Genomic DNA, 14,989 nt, shown 5'->3' with positions numbered 1-14,989 from the left:
GCGCGCGCTGGTGCCGTGCTGCCGCTTTGATTCCCGGCATCACCCGGTGGGACTGGCCCACCGGGTCTTGTCGGGGAGGTTCCCGTGGCTGGACTCATGGACATGGTTCAAGGTCTTGTGCACCAGGCTTCCGGTCTGCTGGATCAGGCGTCCGATCTCGCCTCCAGCCTGATGTCCGCGCTGCCGCTCTAAAGACCCGCGAACAGGTCTGTCTCCGGCAACGGGGCGTTCGTCCGGTCCAGGTCTCGGAAGTAGTGGTCGTGCTGCTTCTGGTCGGCGGACGCCCCCACGCTGGTTGCTCCCTCGGTGGCGGTGAGGTAGAGCTTGGCGGGGATGCCGGTGCGGTAGACCGCCACTTTGGTTTCTCTCAGCGGTCCCTTGTGGTCGCAGACGACGACCTGGGGTTCGTACTGTTCTATTAGGTCGTATGGGTCCTTGGTCTCCACGTGCGTGACGCCGAGTTCTTTCGCTTGGCGTCGGACGTCTTCGTTCTGGCTGTACACCACGGTCCTGACGCCCTCGGCCGTGTAGCGCGCGAGCGTCGCGGCGGTGGTCGACAGGTCGTCGGCGAGCACGACCAACAACGTTCTCACCATCGCGGTAGATCCGGCCCGTGATGCGTGATGCCCGCGAAGAGATCGGTTTCCGGCACACTCGCACCGGTGGTGTCGATCGCGCGGATGTACGACTCGGCCGCGAACCGCTGCTGCGCCGTCAGCTTCCCGATGAGCGACTGGCTCTCGTAGCAGTGCAACGCCTTGCGCTTCACGTCGGCCACGCTGGACGTGTCCACGGTGGTCGTGGCGAGGCTGTCGTGCGCCTCCAGGTACAGCTTCGCCGGAATCCCGGTCTCCTTGACCGCGAGGTGCGCCACCCGTGCCGCGTGCACGTGGTCACGGTGCTGGTGCGGGTTGTGGTGGTCGTGCGTGACGACGACCTGGGGCCGGTAGTGCTCGATCAACGCCGCGACCCTGCCGGCCGCGGTCTCCACGGGGATGGAGCAGAACGCGCCCTGCGGGAGTTGGCCGGTCTCGCCGGAGTCGTGGTACCCCAACAGTTCCAGGTCCGTGATGCCCAGTACGTCGCACGCCGCGTTCAGCTGCGCCCTTCTGCGTGCGGCGACGGCCTGCGGGTGGTGGTTGAGGTCGCCGGGCTTCGACCCGTCCGGCATGTCACCCAACTCGCCGCTCGTGCACGTGACGAGCACGATCCGGACGCCTTGGCGGGCGTAGTGGGCCAGGATTCCTCCGGTCGACCGCGACTCGTCGTCGGGGTGAGCGTGGACGGCCAGCAAGGTTCTCGGTCCATCGAACTGCACGCGGGGGAAGGTACCTCGAAACTATTGTCTTGCCGGTGACCGACTTGCCGTCCGGCCTGAAGCCGCTGGAACTCGCCCAGCACCTGCAGTCGCAGATCTCGAGTGGGCACGCGTATGCCCGTTCGCGCAAGCAGCGGTTCAGGTGGAAGTCCGTAACTGTCCGACTGACCACTTTGGTGCTTTCGGCGGTGTCCACGATCATCTTGGGGCTCCAGAACCTCGATCCCTGGACGGGGACGGCGTTCTCGCTGGTGGCCGTGGTGACCGTGGTGTCCGCTTTGGAGCCGTTCTTCGCCTGGCGGTCGTTGTGGGTGTTGATGGAGGAGGCGAGTTACAAGTTCCACCGGCTGGAGGACGATCTCGCCTACTACGTCGCGTCCACTCCGGCTGATCAGATCGATGCGGTCAAGGTAGGGGAGATGTTCGAGCAGTACCAGGAGATCTGGGACTCGTTGAGCGGGCGGTGGCTGAAGTTCCGCGACAACGCGTGAGGCTCCCTGGGGCTTGTCACGTCGCCAGTGCGGTGGTTGGGCAGACCATGACGGGCTTTGGTTGCGTCATCGCCGCTTCGCGTCGATAGGGATTGGGGCTTGACTTCGGGGCCCTTGCGAGGCGCTTCACGGACCGGAAAGGCCGGGCTGAAAAGCGCCCGGCCGAGCCACTAGTGGTAGCACCTCGCACCCAAAGTCAAGCCCCAATCCCACGCGTAGGTGGTGGCGTTGGGTCTGCACGTCACCTCACACGGCTGATCGGCTAGCCAAGAGTGTCGGCTCGGCTTCGCCATTGCGTTGGGCGGGAGTGTTGAGAGCCAAGAGCTGAGGACGCCTCGGCTTCGCCATTGCCGTTGGGTCTTGGGTGGGCTCGGCTGCGCCATCGCGATGCTTGCGCTCGTTCGGCCTCGCCTGCGGCGTCGTTCTCTTCAAGCCATTGGTCACTTAGCTCTCGGCTACCTCGCTCTTGGCTGCCCAGCGCTCGGCGACCTGGTGCTCCACAACCGCGCGTTGGCTGTCTGGCGCTCCGCTGCGTCGACTTCCGGGCAGGATGGGCGCATGACCCGCGTCGCTCGCCGCATGTTCGAGCTGTTGGAACCCATTTGCCTGGTCACGTTCATGGCCGACGAGTGCGGCGAGGAGCTGGCCGCCCTCGGTCATCCGAACTACTGGGACGGCTACTTCGCCAGCCGAGCCGCGCCGCTGGGGCGGGTTCCGGCCGAGGTCGTGCACGCGGCGTTCTACAACTTCGCGCCGGGCGAGGCCGCCCGTCACATCCCCAAGGCCTGGGAGAAGATCCCGCCCGAGGAGTCGTTCGCCGCGCGGGAGCGGGGGAGTGTGGCCTCGTTGCGGCGCATCCTCGGGGATCTCGCGGAGTCGCCGGACGTGGCGGTCGCCGCTGAGCTGACCACCAATGCCGCGTTGAGCGCGTCCACGGTGGGGCGGGTGATGTACGCGGGGCTGCGGACGGTGCCCATGCCGGTGGAGCCGCTCAACCGGTTGTGGCACTCGGCCACGATGTTGCGTGAGCATCGCGGGGACGGGCACATCGCTGCGCTCGTGGGTGCGCGGGTCGGTGGGACCGAGGCGCACGTGTTGTCGGCGTTGGCGATGGGGGTGTACCCGGCCGAGTCGTTCGGGCGGATCCACCACCTCCCGAAGAAGCGGTTGGCCGCGGTGATGGACGGGCTGCGGGAGCGCGGGGTGCTCGACGCGGAAGGCCGGTTCACCGAGACCGGGCGTGCGCTTCAGGAGCGGATCGAGGAGCTGACTGATCAGCTGGCCGAGGAGCCTTATGAGGTGCTCACAGACGGCGAGCTGGACGAGTTGGTGACAGCGCTGGAGCCTCTCGCTGCGCGGCTGAGGGCAACCGGGTCGCAGTGAGAGGCTCCAGGGTGTTGCGAGGGGAGGCTTACGGGGTGCCGGCCGGCTTGCCCTTGCCGTCGGCCGCGTTCGGGTCGTGCAGGAAGTTGTCCTGCCAGACAGCCCACTTGCCGGTCGCGCCCTTCTGGCTCACGTAGGCCGCGCCCCAGCCGGTGCCGGTGAAGCGGTTGTTGATGGACTTCATGTTGCGGCCGTAGGTGTTGCCGAAGCCCGATTCGAGGCCCAGCTGGTAGCCGCCGCCCTCGAGGAGGTTGCCCTCGACGGTGACGTTGTCGATGTCGCCGCCGTAGGTCTGGATGAACAGGGCGCCGGTGTCGTTGCCGGTGGAGCAGTCGATGCGGTTGTTGCGGAACGTCAGGGTGCGGCCCGCGTTCTTGTCCAGCGGGAAGTCGCGGACAGTGGCGCCGTCGTTGTGGCTCTCGCCCTCGGAGCGCAGGCCCCGGACGTAGTTGCCCTCGGCGAGGCCGCTCAGCGAGCTGCCGGTGTTGTAGAAGCAGATGCCGGAGCCCATGCCGCTGATGTAGTTGCGCTGCAGGGTGCCGACGCCGAGGAACGCGCAGGAGCCCGCGATCGTCTTGGCGGAGAGCTTCGAGCCGTCGATGTTCGAGTCGCGGATCGTCACGGGGGCGCCGGTGACCTGGCAGGAATTGCTGCCGCACGGGCCGTTCGTGGTGATCAGCGGCTGGGTCTCGCCCGCACGGGTCGGGCGGACGCAGGACTTCTCGATGGTGATGTTGCCGGCGAAGAGCGTGAGGGGCTGCTCGATGCGCTTGCCGGAGATCACGGTGCCGGCCGCGGGGGAGCCGGAGCCGGTGTAGACCGGCAGGGAGTCGCAGTTGAGGCCTTGGGCGGCGAGACCCGTGTTGGCCTGGGTGAGCTTCCAGCCGGGGGAACCCGCGGGGGCGGGGGTGTTGGCCGGGGGCTTCACGGGGCCGTTCGTGGCGGTCTGGGTGGCGGAGCTGCTGGGTGCCGCCGAGCTGCTCGGGGCGGCGGAGGAACTGCTGGTTTCGGTGCTGGTCGAGGTGGCGCTGGTGCTCTCCGGCACTGGTGTCTGCTGGGCCGCCTTGGTCGGGGTACAGGCGGCCAACGCGATGACACCACCGGTCAGCAGTACGGCCAATCTCAGTCTCACGGCTGGTTCTACCTCCACGCGCGCTCACGACGGGGGACCGTGAACTCGCTAATTGTGTCGTCGGCCGCTGCGGAATGTGTACAAAACTCGTGCGACGGAGTTCGTACGGGGCCTTTGAACGACCAGCACGATGCACGGGACGAACGGAGGAGTCAAGCGGATCTCGTTGCGCCCCAACATCATCTTCCGTCCGGCGGGGAATGCTCCATCCGTGTGAGCAGGTAGATCACGGTTTTATCACCGAGCCATATGATTCTTTGATGTGTGAGATCAGCGACCCGTGAATGTCGCTCGCCCGGGACCCTCCGTGAGGAAGCTGTGCACAGCGCGTGGCAGGTCCTCTGTCTCGTACAACGCCGCCGCGATCGTCGTGACGTGAGCGTCGGCCTCCGGGACGCCGCCGTTCTCGAAATGCGCGAGCACCTGTTTGGTCGCAAAGTGTGCCTGCGTCGGGCCCGTCGCCAGAGACAAAGCGAACTGCTCCGCAGCCAACGCGAAGCCCTCGTCGGGGAACACTCGGTTAACGACATTCCAACGTTCGAGGGTCGCCGCGTCGTAAAGGTCGCCGGTCATCACGAACTCCTTCGCGCGACCCACCCCTGCCCGGGCCGCCAACCGCTGCGTGCCGCCCATCGTCGGCGTCAGCCCCACGACCTTCTCCACGAGCCCGAACCGCGCCGACGACGACGCCACGATCAGGTCGCACGCCACCGCCAGCTCGAAAGCCCAGGTCAGGCACAGGGCGTGGGCGGCGAACACGGTCGGGACCGGCAGCGCGGCGAGCCGTTGCGGCAGCACCAGCATCCGGTCGAACAGCTGCTGGGCCTCGGCGCGGTACTCCTGCTGCGCGAACAACGACACGTCGACACCGCCCGACACGACCTTGCCGGTGGCGTTGACCAGCAACGCCCGCGCGTCCCCGAGCTCGTCCAGGGCCTCGTGGAACTCCGCGTCGAGGTCGAGGGAGTACAGGTTGAGCGGCGGCGCGTCGATCGTGATGATCGCGAGCTCGTCCCGGCGGGTCAGGTGGATCTTCAAAGTCACAACCAATCGCGGCGCTTGAACATCAGGTACAGGACGTACGAGAGAGCGAAGATACCCAGCGTGGACACCCAAAAGCCCCATTTCTGCTCAAAGCCGGGGTAAGGGACGTTCATGCCGTAGTACCCGGAGATCGCCGTCGGCACCGCGATGATCGCGGCCCAGCTGGTGACCTTCTTCATGATCGAGTTCAGCCGGTTGCCCTGCACGGCCACCTCGGCCTCGCGCAGGTTCGTCACGAGCTCCCGCATCGACTCGGTCAGCTCGGCGGTGAACAGCGTGTGGTCCTTCACGTCCAGGTAGTACGGCATCATCGCGTCGTCCACGAGGTCGTGCTCGCGGTGCAGCAACGACCCGAGCACCTCGCGCATCGGCAGCGCGACCCGCCGCAGTTGCACCAGGGCACGCCGCAGTTGCAACGCCTTGCGCCCGACGTGCGGCTTCTCCTCGTAGATGCGGTCCTCGAGCGACTCGATGTCGTCGTCGAGCTTCTGCGCGGCGGCGTACTGGCCGTCCACGACGTCGTCGAGCACCCCGTGCAGCAGGAACCCGACCCCGGACGACGCGAGCTGCGGCGCGCTGTCCCACTGCCGCAGCACGCCGTCGAGTTGGTAGTCCTCGCTCTCGCGCACCGTCACGAGGGCGTTCTTGGCGACGAAGACGTCGACCTCGCACGTCCTGATCTCGTGCTGCTCGTACCGGACGGCGTAGACGCTCAGGAACAGGTGGGTGGGGTAGCGGTCGACCTTCGGGCGCTGCCGTTCGGTGAAGGCGTCCTCGATCGCGAGCTCGTGCAACCCCAGTTCGTCGCGGAGCAGACCTATCTCGTCTTCGGACGGCGCGCACAGGTCGAACCACACCACGGCGGAGTGATCTTGGAGATGCCCGGCGATCTCGCTGACCGGGAAGTCCCTGTCCACGAGTTCGCCGTTGCGGTACAAGCGGGTCCGACCCATGGGTGACAACGATACGTAGATCTACTCAGATGTGAGGTTTGAGCCCGAGTTCCCGCTACCCTCGATCCGGTGAAGGTGGACCAACCACAACGCATAGGCGACTACCTGCTTCTCGGCAGGCTCGGTCGTGGTGCCATGGGAACGGTCTACCTGGGACAAGGCAGCGACGGACGGCAGGTCGCGGTCAAGGTCGCCCGTGCCGAACTGGCCGACGACCCGCGCTTCCGGGAGCGGTTCCGCCGCGAGGTGCAGATGGCCCGCGCGGTCGGCAGCGCCGGCACGGCGGCCGTCGTGGACGCCGACACGCGCGCCGCCCGGCCGTGGATGGCCACCGAGTACGTGCCCGGCCCGACGCTGCAGGAGGCGATCGAACGCCACGGGCCGTTGCCGGAGCACCATTTGAGACGACTCGCCGAAGGTCTGGCCGAGGCGCTCACCGCGATCCACCGCGCCGGTCTCGTGCACCGCGACCTCAAGCCGTCGAACGTCCTGCTGGGCGCGGACGGCCCGCGCGTCATCGACTTCGGCATCTCGCGCGCGATGGAGCACACGGCGCTGACGGAGACCGGCATGGTCTTCGGCACGCCGGGGTTCCTGTCGCCCGAGCAGATCACCGGCCAGGAGGTCGCGTCCCCGTCGGACGTGTTCGCCCTGGGCGCCGTGCTGGTCTACGCGGCGACGGGCAAGGGCCCGTTCGGCGAGGGCCCCACGGCGACGTTGCTCTACAAGGCCGCGCACGGCGAGCCGGACATCGAAGGCGTGCCCAAGGGGCTGCGGCCGCTGGTGCAGAAGTGCATGCACCGCGACCCGGCCAAGCGTCCGGAACCGGCCGAGGTGACGCGCCTGCTCGCTCAGGTCGTGACGCCGAAGCCGCCGACGACCAAGATGCCCGCGCCGATGACGCCCGCCGCCGCGACGTTCTCGACGTCGCGGTTCGTGCCGATGGCGTGGGGCGGCCTGAACCTCGCCGCGGCGCTGCTGGCCGCCGCGATCGCCGACCCGGCCGCCCGCGCGAACGGCGCGACGCAGCTGCTGGCGCTGGCCGCGTTCTGCGTGCTCGTCGTACGCGCGGTGCGCTACTTCTCCGCCGCCGCACGCCGTCGCGTCGTCATCGAGATCAGCCGCGAGGGCATCGCCACGACTCGCAACGGCAAGTTCCACCAGTACTGGTGGTACGAGCTCGCACGGGTGCGTGTGGTGCCGCACAAGAAACGGCCGTGGGTCGTCGTCTGGCTGAAGGACCCGGCGCCGCGTCGCTTCTTCGGCGCGCACCACGGCGGTGTGCGGGTGTTCCCGATCGCGCACGAACGCACCAGGAGGCGGCGCGAACGCGATGTCGCCGAGCTGCGCGCCGCCCTGGCCTGGTACCTGCCCCGCTCCTACGACGGGCGCTGATCGGTCCACTCGTAGGTGATGGTGACCGTCCGCGGCGCCAGGTCCGCCGGCATCTTCACGTGCCTCGGCTCGAGCACCACCATGCCCGCGAGCCGGCCCGTGGCGGGGTCGACGGTGTACCGGACGCTGCCGCCCTCGGCCGTCACCACGCCGTTGTTCCAGGTGATCTCCGGGGACTCGGCGAGCTTGCGGTACAGCGCGGCCTTCTGCTCGTTCGTCGTGAACGGGGACACCATCGGTGTCTGCGCCGCCGTCAGCTTCCCGAGCGCGTCTGCGGGCAGCGGCAGCGGGACGGTGTCCTCCGCGCACGGGCTGGCCATGCACAACGACTCCCACAGCCGGGGGATCAAGCCCCGCTCGATCACCTTGTTCTCCGGCCACGGCCGACCTTCGAGCGCGCGGCGCCCGCCGGTGTCCCTGCGGAAGATGAACACGGACTCGCCGGGAGAGGTGGGCAGCCACACGTCGATCTCGAAGTCGGCCATCATCGAGCCGTACTCGGACTCGCCGATCTGCGGGCCGCTGAGCGCCTGCGCCAGCCGGTAGGTGATGTGCTGGTACTTCGCGGTCGGCTTCGGCTCGGTCTCCAGCAGTACGGCGGCCTCCGGCAACGAGGTCGCGGGCCTCGTCGGCAACGTCGCGGGCGCGTCCCGCCAGGCAGGCCGCAGCGTCACGACGAGGCCGGCGATCAGCACCACCGCCGCGGCCGCCGCCGCCACGCCCACCCAGCGCCGCGACTTCCGGGGCGGAGGCTCCTTGAACAGCTGCTCGCGCAACCGGGCGAGGCGCACGTCGTCAGTGCCGCGTGCCGGGTACAGCTCGGCGATGTCGTCGTCCAGCACGTCACGCATGTTCCACTTCCTTCAGCTTCGCGCGCAGGCGGTGCAGCTTCGACCGGGCGGTGCCGGGGTTGAGGTCGAGGGCTTCCGCCGCCTCCTGCACGCTCAGCCCGGCGAGCGAGGTGAGCAGCAGCAGGTCGCGGTCGGCCTGCGGCATCCTGGCCAGTTCGCGGGCGATCCGGCGCAGGTGCGAGCGGGCGTCGATGCGGGTCACGACGGTGTGTTCCAACGACTCGGCGACCCCCAGGTCGACGCCGTAGCGTTCGGCGGTGCGCAGCAGCCGGACCTCGCGCTTGGCGTGGCCGCGCAACAGGTTCGTGGCGATGCCGTAGAGCCAGCCGACGGCGCTGCCCTTGTCCGGATCGAAGTTCTCCTCACCGCGCATGGCCGCGAGGAACGTCTCGCTCACCAGGTCGTCGGCCACGTCGACGCCCACCCGCCGCGCCAGGTACCGGTGCAGCGGGTGGGCGTGCTCGTCGAACAGCTCCGCGAACATCACGTCCCCACTTGGCTCCCCACGGCTCCGTGTTGCAGTGACCTGAATCACAGTGGACGCGCCTTCGATGATGGTCGCATGACCTGGATCGTGACCGCCGCCGACGCCGCGCTCTCCCCGCTCAACCGCGAGTACAACGCGGAGATGATCAGCCGCTACTGGGGAAGGCCGACGAACGACGCCGAGATCGATGCGTACGAACGGGACGAGCAAGATCACGACGTGCCGGTGTTCCTCGTGGTTTCCCGCGATGGCAACGATGTCGGCTGTCTGGGCATGCGCTTCCTGGACAACGGTGTCGGCGAGCTGACCCGGATGTTCGTGCGCACGCCGTTCCGCGGACAGGGCGCGGCGTCGGCGTTGCTCGTCGCGATGGAGGCCGAGGCGCTGCGGCTCGGACTCTCCGCGCTCCGGCTCGACACGCGGAAAGACCTTGTGGAGGCCCGAAGTCTGTACGCGAAGCACGGGTTCGTGGAGATCGACGACTACAACCGGGCCGAGTACTCCGACCACTGGTTCGAGAAGAGGCTAACGTCCTCTCATCCTGCCGCGATGTCCTGAAAAGGTCGGGATGAATCGCGCCAGGAGGCACTTGAACATGCGGTTACGTCCACTGGTGATGGCTGCGGCCGTCACCGCGGCACTGGTGGTGACCCCGGCCCACGCGGCACCCGCCGGCCGGGTCCTGGGTTACGTCGCCAACAACGGCGGCGGGGTGTCGGTCATCGACACGGCCACGAACGCGGTGTCCACGACGATCGCCGACGGCGGGGGCAACTCCCCGTACATGGCGGCGGTCGCGTTCGACGGCACCCGCGGCTACGTCACCAACACGCTGCAGAACACGCTCACGGTCATCGACACGCCGACCAACACGGTCGACAAGTCCATCCCGGTCGGCTCGCACCCGGCCGGTGTGGCGGTGGCTCCCGGTGGCGGCTTCGCCTACGTCACCAACTACACCGACGGCACGGTCTCCGTGGTCGACACGGCCACGCTCACGGTCACCGCCACCGTCCCGGTCGGCTCCAACGCCGACGGCGTCGTCGTCACCAAGGACGGTTCGGCCGTCTACGTGACGCACGACCTGCCCGGCCCGGGCAAGGTCTCGGTCATCGACACGACGTCCAACACCGTGGTCGCCACGATCGCGGTGGGCAACGCGGCGACGGCCATCGCCGCCTCGCCGGACGGCACGCGGATGTACGTCGTCAACAAGGGTTCCGACAGCGTCTCCGCCATCGACGTCGCCACGCGCACCGTCGTCGGCACCGCGGCGGTCGGCTTCACGCCGCACGGCATCGCGGTGATGCCGAACGGAGCGCGCGCGTACGTGACGAACAGCGAGTTCGACCGTGTGTCCGTCGTCGACCTCACGACGATGACGGAAACGCAGAAGATCCTCGTCGGCGACCGCCCGATCAGCGTGGCCCTCACGCCGGACGGCGCGTCCGCGTACGTGACGAACTACAACAGCAACACGGTGTCGGTCATCGACACGGCGTCCAACACGGTCACCGGCACGATCGCCGTCGGTGAGCGCCCGGTGGGCGTCGCGATCAACTTCGTGCCGCCCGCCGCGTCGAAGCTCGTGTCCGGCACGGCCCAGCTCCAGCTGCGGCTGCTCGGGTTCACGGTCCGCGGGCTCAACGCCACGCTGACCGACAAGCACACCGGAGCGCCGATCGCCGGTCAGCAGGTCGTCTTCCGCACGGTGAAGGGCAACCCGCTCTGCACCGCGACGACCAACGCCTCCGGCAAGGCCGGGTGCGACGCCAACGTGCCGTTGCTGGTCGGCCTGGCCACGCTGCTGCAGGGCTTCACGGTGTCGTACGCGGGCAACAACGAGCACGGCGGTTCCTCTTCGCACGGGTACATCCGCCTGCTCTAGTCATCTCCTGTCATGGTTGTTACACCCCTTGACTCGGGCGAAACGCGCGTCATAGCGTCCGGGTCGAGGGATGTACCTCCGGTGACCGCCGCCCCGGTTCACGAGGGGAGTGTCCGTGGCGGTGAGAGTGCTTGCGGTGTTGGCGCTGGTACTGGGGTTGGTGACACCCGCACAGGCTTCTTCCGCCGGTCCGCGGGCTGTGGTCCGCGTTGAGGGCGGCGCCGTATCGCTTGCGGTGACGCATCGGGGGAAGACCGTCGTCGAACCTTCGCCGGTCGGGATCACGACCGAGCGCGCCGACTTCACGACCGGGCTGACGTTGACCGGCCAGTCACGCCGGGCGATCTTCGAGCGCTACCGCACCACGTCCGGCAAGAGGCGGGACCGGGTCGTGCGGGCTGCCGAGACGACCTACCGGTTCGCTGCCGCCGGTGGACGGCTCGACCTCGTCGTGCGCGAGTCGTCCGACGGCGTTGCGTATCGGTACGTGTTGCCGCAGAACACCGGTGCTGTTGTGGAGGAAGCCTCCGCGTTCGTGCTGCCTGCCGATTCCGTAGCGTGGCTGGCCAAGTTCCGCCGTGACTACGAGAACCCCTTTCTGCGGACGACGGCAGGTGGCGCCGAGCAGGCCGAGTACATGCACCCGGCGTTGTTCCAGGTCGGCGGGACGTACGCGCTGATCACCGAGTCCGATGTGGACGGACGGTACTCCGGCGCGCACCTCGCGCACGCCGGCGGTGGGCGCTACCAGGTCCGGTTGTGGGACGAGAAGGTCGCGGTCTCCGGCGCGTTGAAGACGCCGTGGCGCACGATGATCGTCGGATCGCTGGCCACCGTGGTCGAGTCGACGCTGGTGGACGACCTGGCACCGCCTTCGCGGGTGCGCGACACGTCGTGGATCGAGCCCGGCCCGGCGGTGTGGACGTGGCTCGCCGGTGGCCGTCCGGTGCAGCAGGACCTGGTGCGGCAGAAGGAGTTCGTGGACTACGCGGCGGCGCGCGGCTGGCCGTACGTCGTGGTCGACGCCGGGTGGTACGACGATCCGAACTGGCGTCGGACCAGTTTCATCCCCGAGTTGGTCCGGTACGCGTCGGCGCGCGGCGTCGGCATCCACACGTGGGTGCGGTTCAGCAGCGTCGACACGGCCGAGAAGCGCGCGGACTACCTGCCGTGGCTGCACAGGTGGGGCGTGCGCGGTCTGAAGATCGACTTCATGGACTCCGACGGGCAGGAGCGCTACCGCTGGTACGACGAGATCCTGCCGGAGACCGCGCGGCTGCACTTCCTGATCAACTTCCACGGCGCGACGCTGCCGCACGGCATCCACCGCACGTGGCCGCACGTCATGACGACCGAGGCCGTGCACGGGGCCGAGAAGGCCGGCGGCCTCACGACCTCGCACCTGACCGCGCTGCCGTTCACCCGGAACGTGGTGGGAGGCATGGACTACACGCCGGGTGGCTTCCACCGCGTGCGGTCCAACACCGACGGCGGTGAGCTGGCGCTGACGGTGTTGTACGAGTCCGGCGTGCAGAACCTGGCCGGACGGCCCGACTCCTACGACGCGCGGCCGTGGGCCCGCTGGTTCCTGGAGCAGGCACCGGCCGCCTGGGACGAGACGCGGCTGCTGTCCGGGGCGCCCGGCTCGGACGTGGTGATGGCACGGCGTTCCGGCGACCGGTGGTTCGTCGGCGGGGCGGTGGCCGGGGCCGCGCGAACGCTCGACCTGCCGGCGTTGGGCGGCGGGACGTGGCTGGTCGAGGTGGTGCGGGACGGTGCGGCCGGGCTGGTCCGCGACACCCACGTGACGTCCGGGAAGCTGACCGTGCCAGTCGCCGCGGACGGCGGGTTCGTCGCGCTGGTCTGCCGCCCGGAGCGTTCGACCTGTGCCCGGCCGACCGGTGGCGTCCCGTCGACGTCCGTGGTCGTGTCACCTGATCGTGTGGATTTGGTGCCGGGGCAGGCGTTCGAGATGAGCGGCACCTTCACCAACACCTCGGACCGTGCGCTCCACGGCGTGACGTTCGCGCCGCGCGTGCCGTCGGGGTGGAGCGCGTCTTCGGCCGTGCGTGCCGCACGGGTCGCGCCAGGGGAGTCGCTGACCGGCCGCTGGACGATCCGGGTCGGCGCGAATCCTGTCGTGGGACTGACGGACGTGCCCGCGGTGGCGCGGTTCGCCGGCGTCGAAGCCGAGAAGGCGACCCGTGCGCACGTGTGGAAACCGTTGCCGGACGGACAGGTCTACGTCGCCGGCACCGACCTGTCCGTCGAGGGCAGGACGCTGACGACCGGCGGCGTGCGGTTCGGCAAGGGCATCGGCACGACGCCCGCCGACCGGACCGTCGAGCTCGGCACCTGCAGCCGGTTCGACGCGGTCGTGGGCGTGGACGACGAGGTGGACGGCCGCGTGGACCGTGCGGCCGCAGGTGGGACCGTGGTGTTCGAGGTGCTCGGCGACGGCCGTGTGCTGCACACGAGTCCGTTGCGCCGGTCCACAGACCCGGCGCTACCGCTGAACGTCGACGTCAGCGGCGTGCGGCTGCTGACGTTGCGGGTGACCGACGGCGGGGACGGGACGAGCCTCGACCACGCCGTGTGGGGTGACGCGCGACTGAGTTGTTAGGCGGCGAGGGGGAGATCGGTGCGGAGCGCCTCGATGCGCGCTTCGCACGACTGGCGGCAGGCGACGCCGTGGACGACCTGCCAGCCTGCGGGCACCTGCAGCACCGCGGGCCAGATCGAGTACTGGCCCGTTGGGCTGACCAGCACCAGGAACATGGTGTGAGCCTGAGCGAACGGGGAAGTCATGCCATCAGAGTGACGGGGAACACCTATGGTGGCGCTATCTCCGCGCTCAAGTTCACGTGAACACGTGGTTCCCGATCTTGGTCCGCATGTGATTACGTGGTGCCCGTGACTGTGGAACAGGTGGTCCTGCTGGCTGAGGACGGAACGGCCGTCGGCGTCGAGGACAAGGCCGTGGTGCATCACGCGGACACACCGCTGCACCTGGCGTTCTCCAGCTACGTCTTCGATTCCTCCGGCAACACGATCCTGACGCGCCGGGCGTTGCACAAGAAGACGTTCCCAGGCGTGTGGACCAACACCTGCTGCGGCCACCCGTTGCCGGAGGAGGACATGGCGCAGTCGGTGCTGCGGCGGTTGCGCGACGAACTGGGCATGACGACGCCCGCGCCGGAGCTGCTGCTGCCCGCGTTCCGCTACCGCGCGGTGATGGACGGCGTGGTGGAGAACGAGATGTGCCCGGTGTTCCGGGTGCTGTCCGACGCCGAACCGGTGCCGAACCCCGACGAGGTCGACTCGACCGAACGGGTGGCGTGGAGCGAGTACGCGTCGAGCGTCCTGGACGGCACGCGGGCCGTGTCGCCGTGGTCCCGGTTGCAGGTCGCCGAACTGGTCAAGCTCGGCCCCGACCCGCTGGCGTGGCCGGTGGCCGGGCCCGAGGGGCTGCCGGCCGCCGTCGTGCTGAACTGATCACCAGCCGGCGATCAGGGTCACGCCCAGCGCGATCATCACGGCCGCGATCAGGCCGTCCAGCACCCGCCACGAGCGCGGCTTCGCGAACAACGGGCTGAGCAGCCGCGCGCCGAACCCGAGCGCCACGAACCACGTGATGCTCGCGGTCACCGCGCCGACGCCGAACAACCAGCGCCCGGCGGCGATCGAGCCGAGCAGCAGCACGGTGTCGAGGTAGACGTGCGGGTTCAGCCACGTCAGCGCGAGGGCCGTCAGCACCGGCCGTCCGGTGGTCTCGGTGTCGACGTTCATCGCGGACGGCGCGAACGCCCGGCGCGCGGCCAGGAAGCCGTAGCCCAGCAGGAAGACACCGCCCACGACGGCCGCGACCGTGACGGCCTGCGGGAAGGCGTCGACGAGCGCGCCGAACCCGGCCACGCCCACGGCGACCAGGATCGCGTCCGAGATGGCGCACACGGCGACGACCTTGGCGACCGCGTGCCGTCGAAGTCCTTGGCGCAGAACGAAAGCGTTCTGCGCGCCGATCGCGACGATCAGGGTCATCATGGT

The 14,989-nt window shown here is 68.9% G+C and carries 16 protein-coding genes; 7 read left to right on the top strand and 9 right to left on the bottom strand.

The window, feature by feature from the left end:
• Positions 1-188: 188 nt before the first annotated feature.
• Both JNUCC0626_RS18870 and JNUCC0626_RS18865 read right to left on the bottom strand, forming a co-directional pair.
• A complete protein-coding gene (locus tag JNUCC0626_RS18870; RefSeq protein ID WP_394621074.1) occupies positions 189-575 on the bottom strand; it encodes a hypothetical protein in 387 nt (128 codons plus the stop codon).
• Positions 576-589: 14 nt separating this feature from the next.
• Positions 590-1,318 (bottom strand): PIG-L deacetylase family protein, encoded by a 729-nt coding sequence (locus JNUCC0626_RS18865; RefSeq protein WP_394621073.1) that lies wholly within the window; start codon positions 1,316-1,318, stop codon positions 590-592.
• Positions 1,319-1,353: 35 nt separating this feature from the next.
• On the opposite strand from JNUCC0626_RS18865, the gene JNUCC0626_RS18860 reads away from it, so the two are divergent.
• Positions 1,354-1,809 (top strand): SLATT domain-containing protein, encoded by a 456-nt coding sequence (locus JNUCC0626_RS18860; RefSeq protein WP_394621072.1) that lies wholly within the window; start codon positions 1,354-1,356, stop codon positions 1,807-1,809.
• A 558-nt stretch (positions 1,810-2,367) separates the two neighbouring features.
• Complete coding sequence (locus JNUCC0626_RS18855; RefSeq protein WP_394621071.1) at positions 2,368-3,192, top strand: SCO6745 family protein; 825 nt, start codon at positions 2,368-2,370, stop codon at positions 3,190-3,192.
• A 28-nt stretch (positions 3,193-3,220) separates the two neighbouring features.
• Here JNUCC0626_RS18855 and JNUCC0626_RS18850 read toward each other — a convergent pair whose 3' ends face one another.
• From JNUCC0626_RS18850 to JNUCC0626_RS18840, 3 genes are all read right to left on the bottom strand, one after another.
• Complete coding sequence (locus JNUCC0626_RS18850) at positions 3,221-4,324, bottom strand: hypothetical protein (protein ID WP_394621070.1); 1,104 nt, start codon at positions 4,322-4,324, stop codon at positions 3,221-3,223.
• A gap of 270 nt (positions 4,325-4,594) precedes the next feature.
• Positions 4,595-5,374, bottom strand: coding sequence for an enoyl-CoA hydratase/isomerase family protein (locus JNUCC0626_RS18845; RefSeq protein WP_394621069.1), 780 nt, complete (start codon positions 5,372-5,374; stop codon positions 4,595-4,597).
• On the bottom strand, positions 5,365-6,321 hold the full coding sequence (locus tag JNUCC0626_RS18840; RefSeq protein WP_394621068.1) for a magnesium transporter CorA family protein: 957 nt from the start codon (positions 6,319-6,321) through the stop codon (positions 5,365-5,367). The genes JNUCC0626_RS18845 and JNUCC0626_RS18840 overlap by 10 nt, the downstream gene beginning before the upstream one ends.
• Positions 6,322-6,390: 69 nt before the next feature.
• Between JNUCC0626_RS18840 and JNUCC0626_RS18835 the strand changes: the two genes are divergently transcribed.
• The gene (locus tag JNUCC0626_RS18835; RefSeq protein WP_394621067.1) at positions 6,391-7,716 is read left to right on the top strand and encodes a serine/threonine-protein kinase; all 1,326 of its coding nucleotides are present in this window, start codon (positions 6,391-6,393) and stop codon (positions 7,714-7,716) included.
• Here the strand turns inward: JNUCC0626_RS18835 and JNUCC0626_RS18830 are convergent.
• Entirely contained in the window at positions 7,701-8,567 is an 867-nt protein-coding gene (locus JNUCC0626_RS18830; protein ID WP_394621066.1) for a hypothetical protein, read from the bottom strand. The genes JNUCC0626_RS18835 and JNUCC0626_RS18830 overlap by 16 nt on opposite strands.
• Positions 8,560-9,051, bottom strand: coding sequence for an RNA polymerase sigma factor (locus JNUCC0626_RS18825; protein ID WP_394621065.1), 492 nt, complete (start codon positions 9,049-9,051; stop codon positions 8,560-8,562). Before JNUCC0626_RS18825 ends, JNUCC0626_RS18830 begins: the two co-directional genes overlap by 8 nt.
• A 78-nt stretch (positions 9,052-9,129) precedes the next feature.
• Between JNUCC0626_RS18825 and JNUCC0626_RS18820 the strand changes: the two genes are divergently transcribed.
• The 3 genes from JNUCC0626_RS18820 to JNUCC0626_RS18810 all read left to right on the top strand — a co-directional run bounded on the left by JNUCC0626_RS18820 (position 9,130) and on the right by JNUCC0626_RS18810 (position 13,565).
• Positions 9,130-9,612, top strand: a complete 483-nt coding sequence (locus tag JNUCC0626_RS18820; RefSeq protein ID WP_394621064.1) for a GNAT family N-acetyltransferase — start codon at positions 9,130-9,132, stop codon at positions 9,610-9,612.
• Between the two features lie 37 nt (positions 9,613-9,649).
• The gene (locus JNUCC0626_RS18815; protein WP_394621063.1) at positions 9,650-10,942 is read left to right on the top strand and encodes a YncE family protein; all 1,293 of its coding nucleotides are present in this window, start codon (positions 9,650-9,652) and stop codon (positions 10,940-10,942) included.
• A 115-nt stretch (positions 10,943-11,057) separates the two neighbouring features.
• The gene (locus JNUCC0626_RS18810; RefSeq protein ID WP_394621062.1) at positions 11,058-13,565 is read left to right on the top strand and encodes a glycoside hydrolase family 97 catalytic domain-containing protein; all 2,508 of its coding nucleotides are present in this window, start codon (positions 11,058-11,060) and stop codon (positions 13,563-13,565) included.
• Here JNUCC0626_RS18810 and JNUCC0626_RS18805 read toward each other — a convergent pair.
• Positions 13,562-13,750, bottom strand: a complete 189-nt coding sequence (locus tag JNUCC0626_RS18805; protein WP_394621061.1) for an MbtH family NRPS accessory protein — start codon at positions 13,748-13,750, stop codon at positions 13,562-13,564. The two genes, JNUCC0626_RS18810 and JNUCC0626_RS18805, sit on opposite strands and share 4 nt — an antisense overlap.
• Positions 13,751-13,861: 111 nt before the next feature.
• Here JNUCC0626_RS18805 and idi point away from each other — a divergent pair, with 111 nt between their 5' ends.
• Entirely contained in the window at positions 13,862-14,437 is a 576-nt protein-coding gene (idi, locus tag JNUCC0626_RS18800; protein WP_394622060.1) for an isopentenyl-diphosphate Delta-isomerase, read from the top strand.
• Here idi and JNUCC0626_RS18795 read toward each other — a convergent pair whose 3' ends face one another.
• On the bottom strand, positions 14,438-14,986 hold the full coding sequence (locus JNUCC0626_RS18795) for a LysE/ArgO family amino acid transporter (protein ID WP_394622059.1): 549 nt from the start codon (positions 14,984-14,986) through the stop codon (positions 14,438-14,440).
• Positions 14,987-14,989 lie beyond the last annotated feature (3 nt).

The organism is Lentzea sp. JNUCC 0626 (assembly GCF_043632865.1).
GTDB lineage: Bacteria > Actinomycetota > Actinomycetes > Mycobacteriales > Pseudonocardiaceae > Lentzea.
This window is presented reverse-complemented; position numbering and strand designations above follow the sequence as displayed.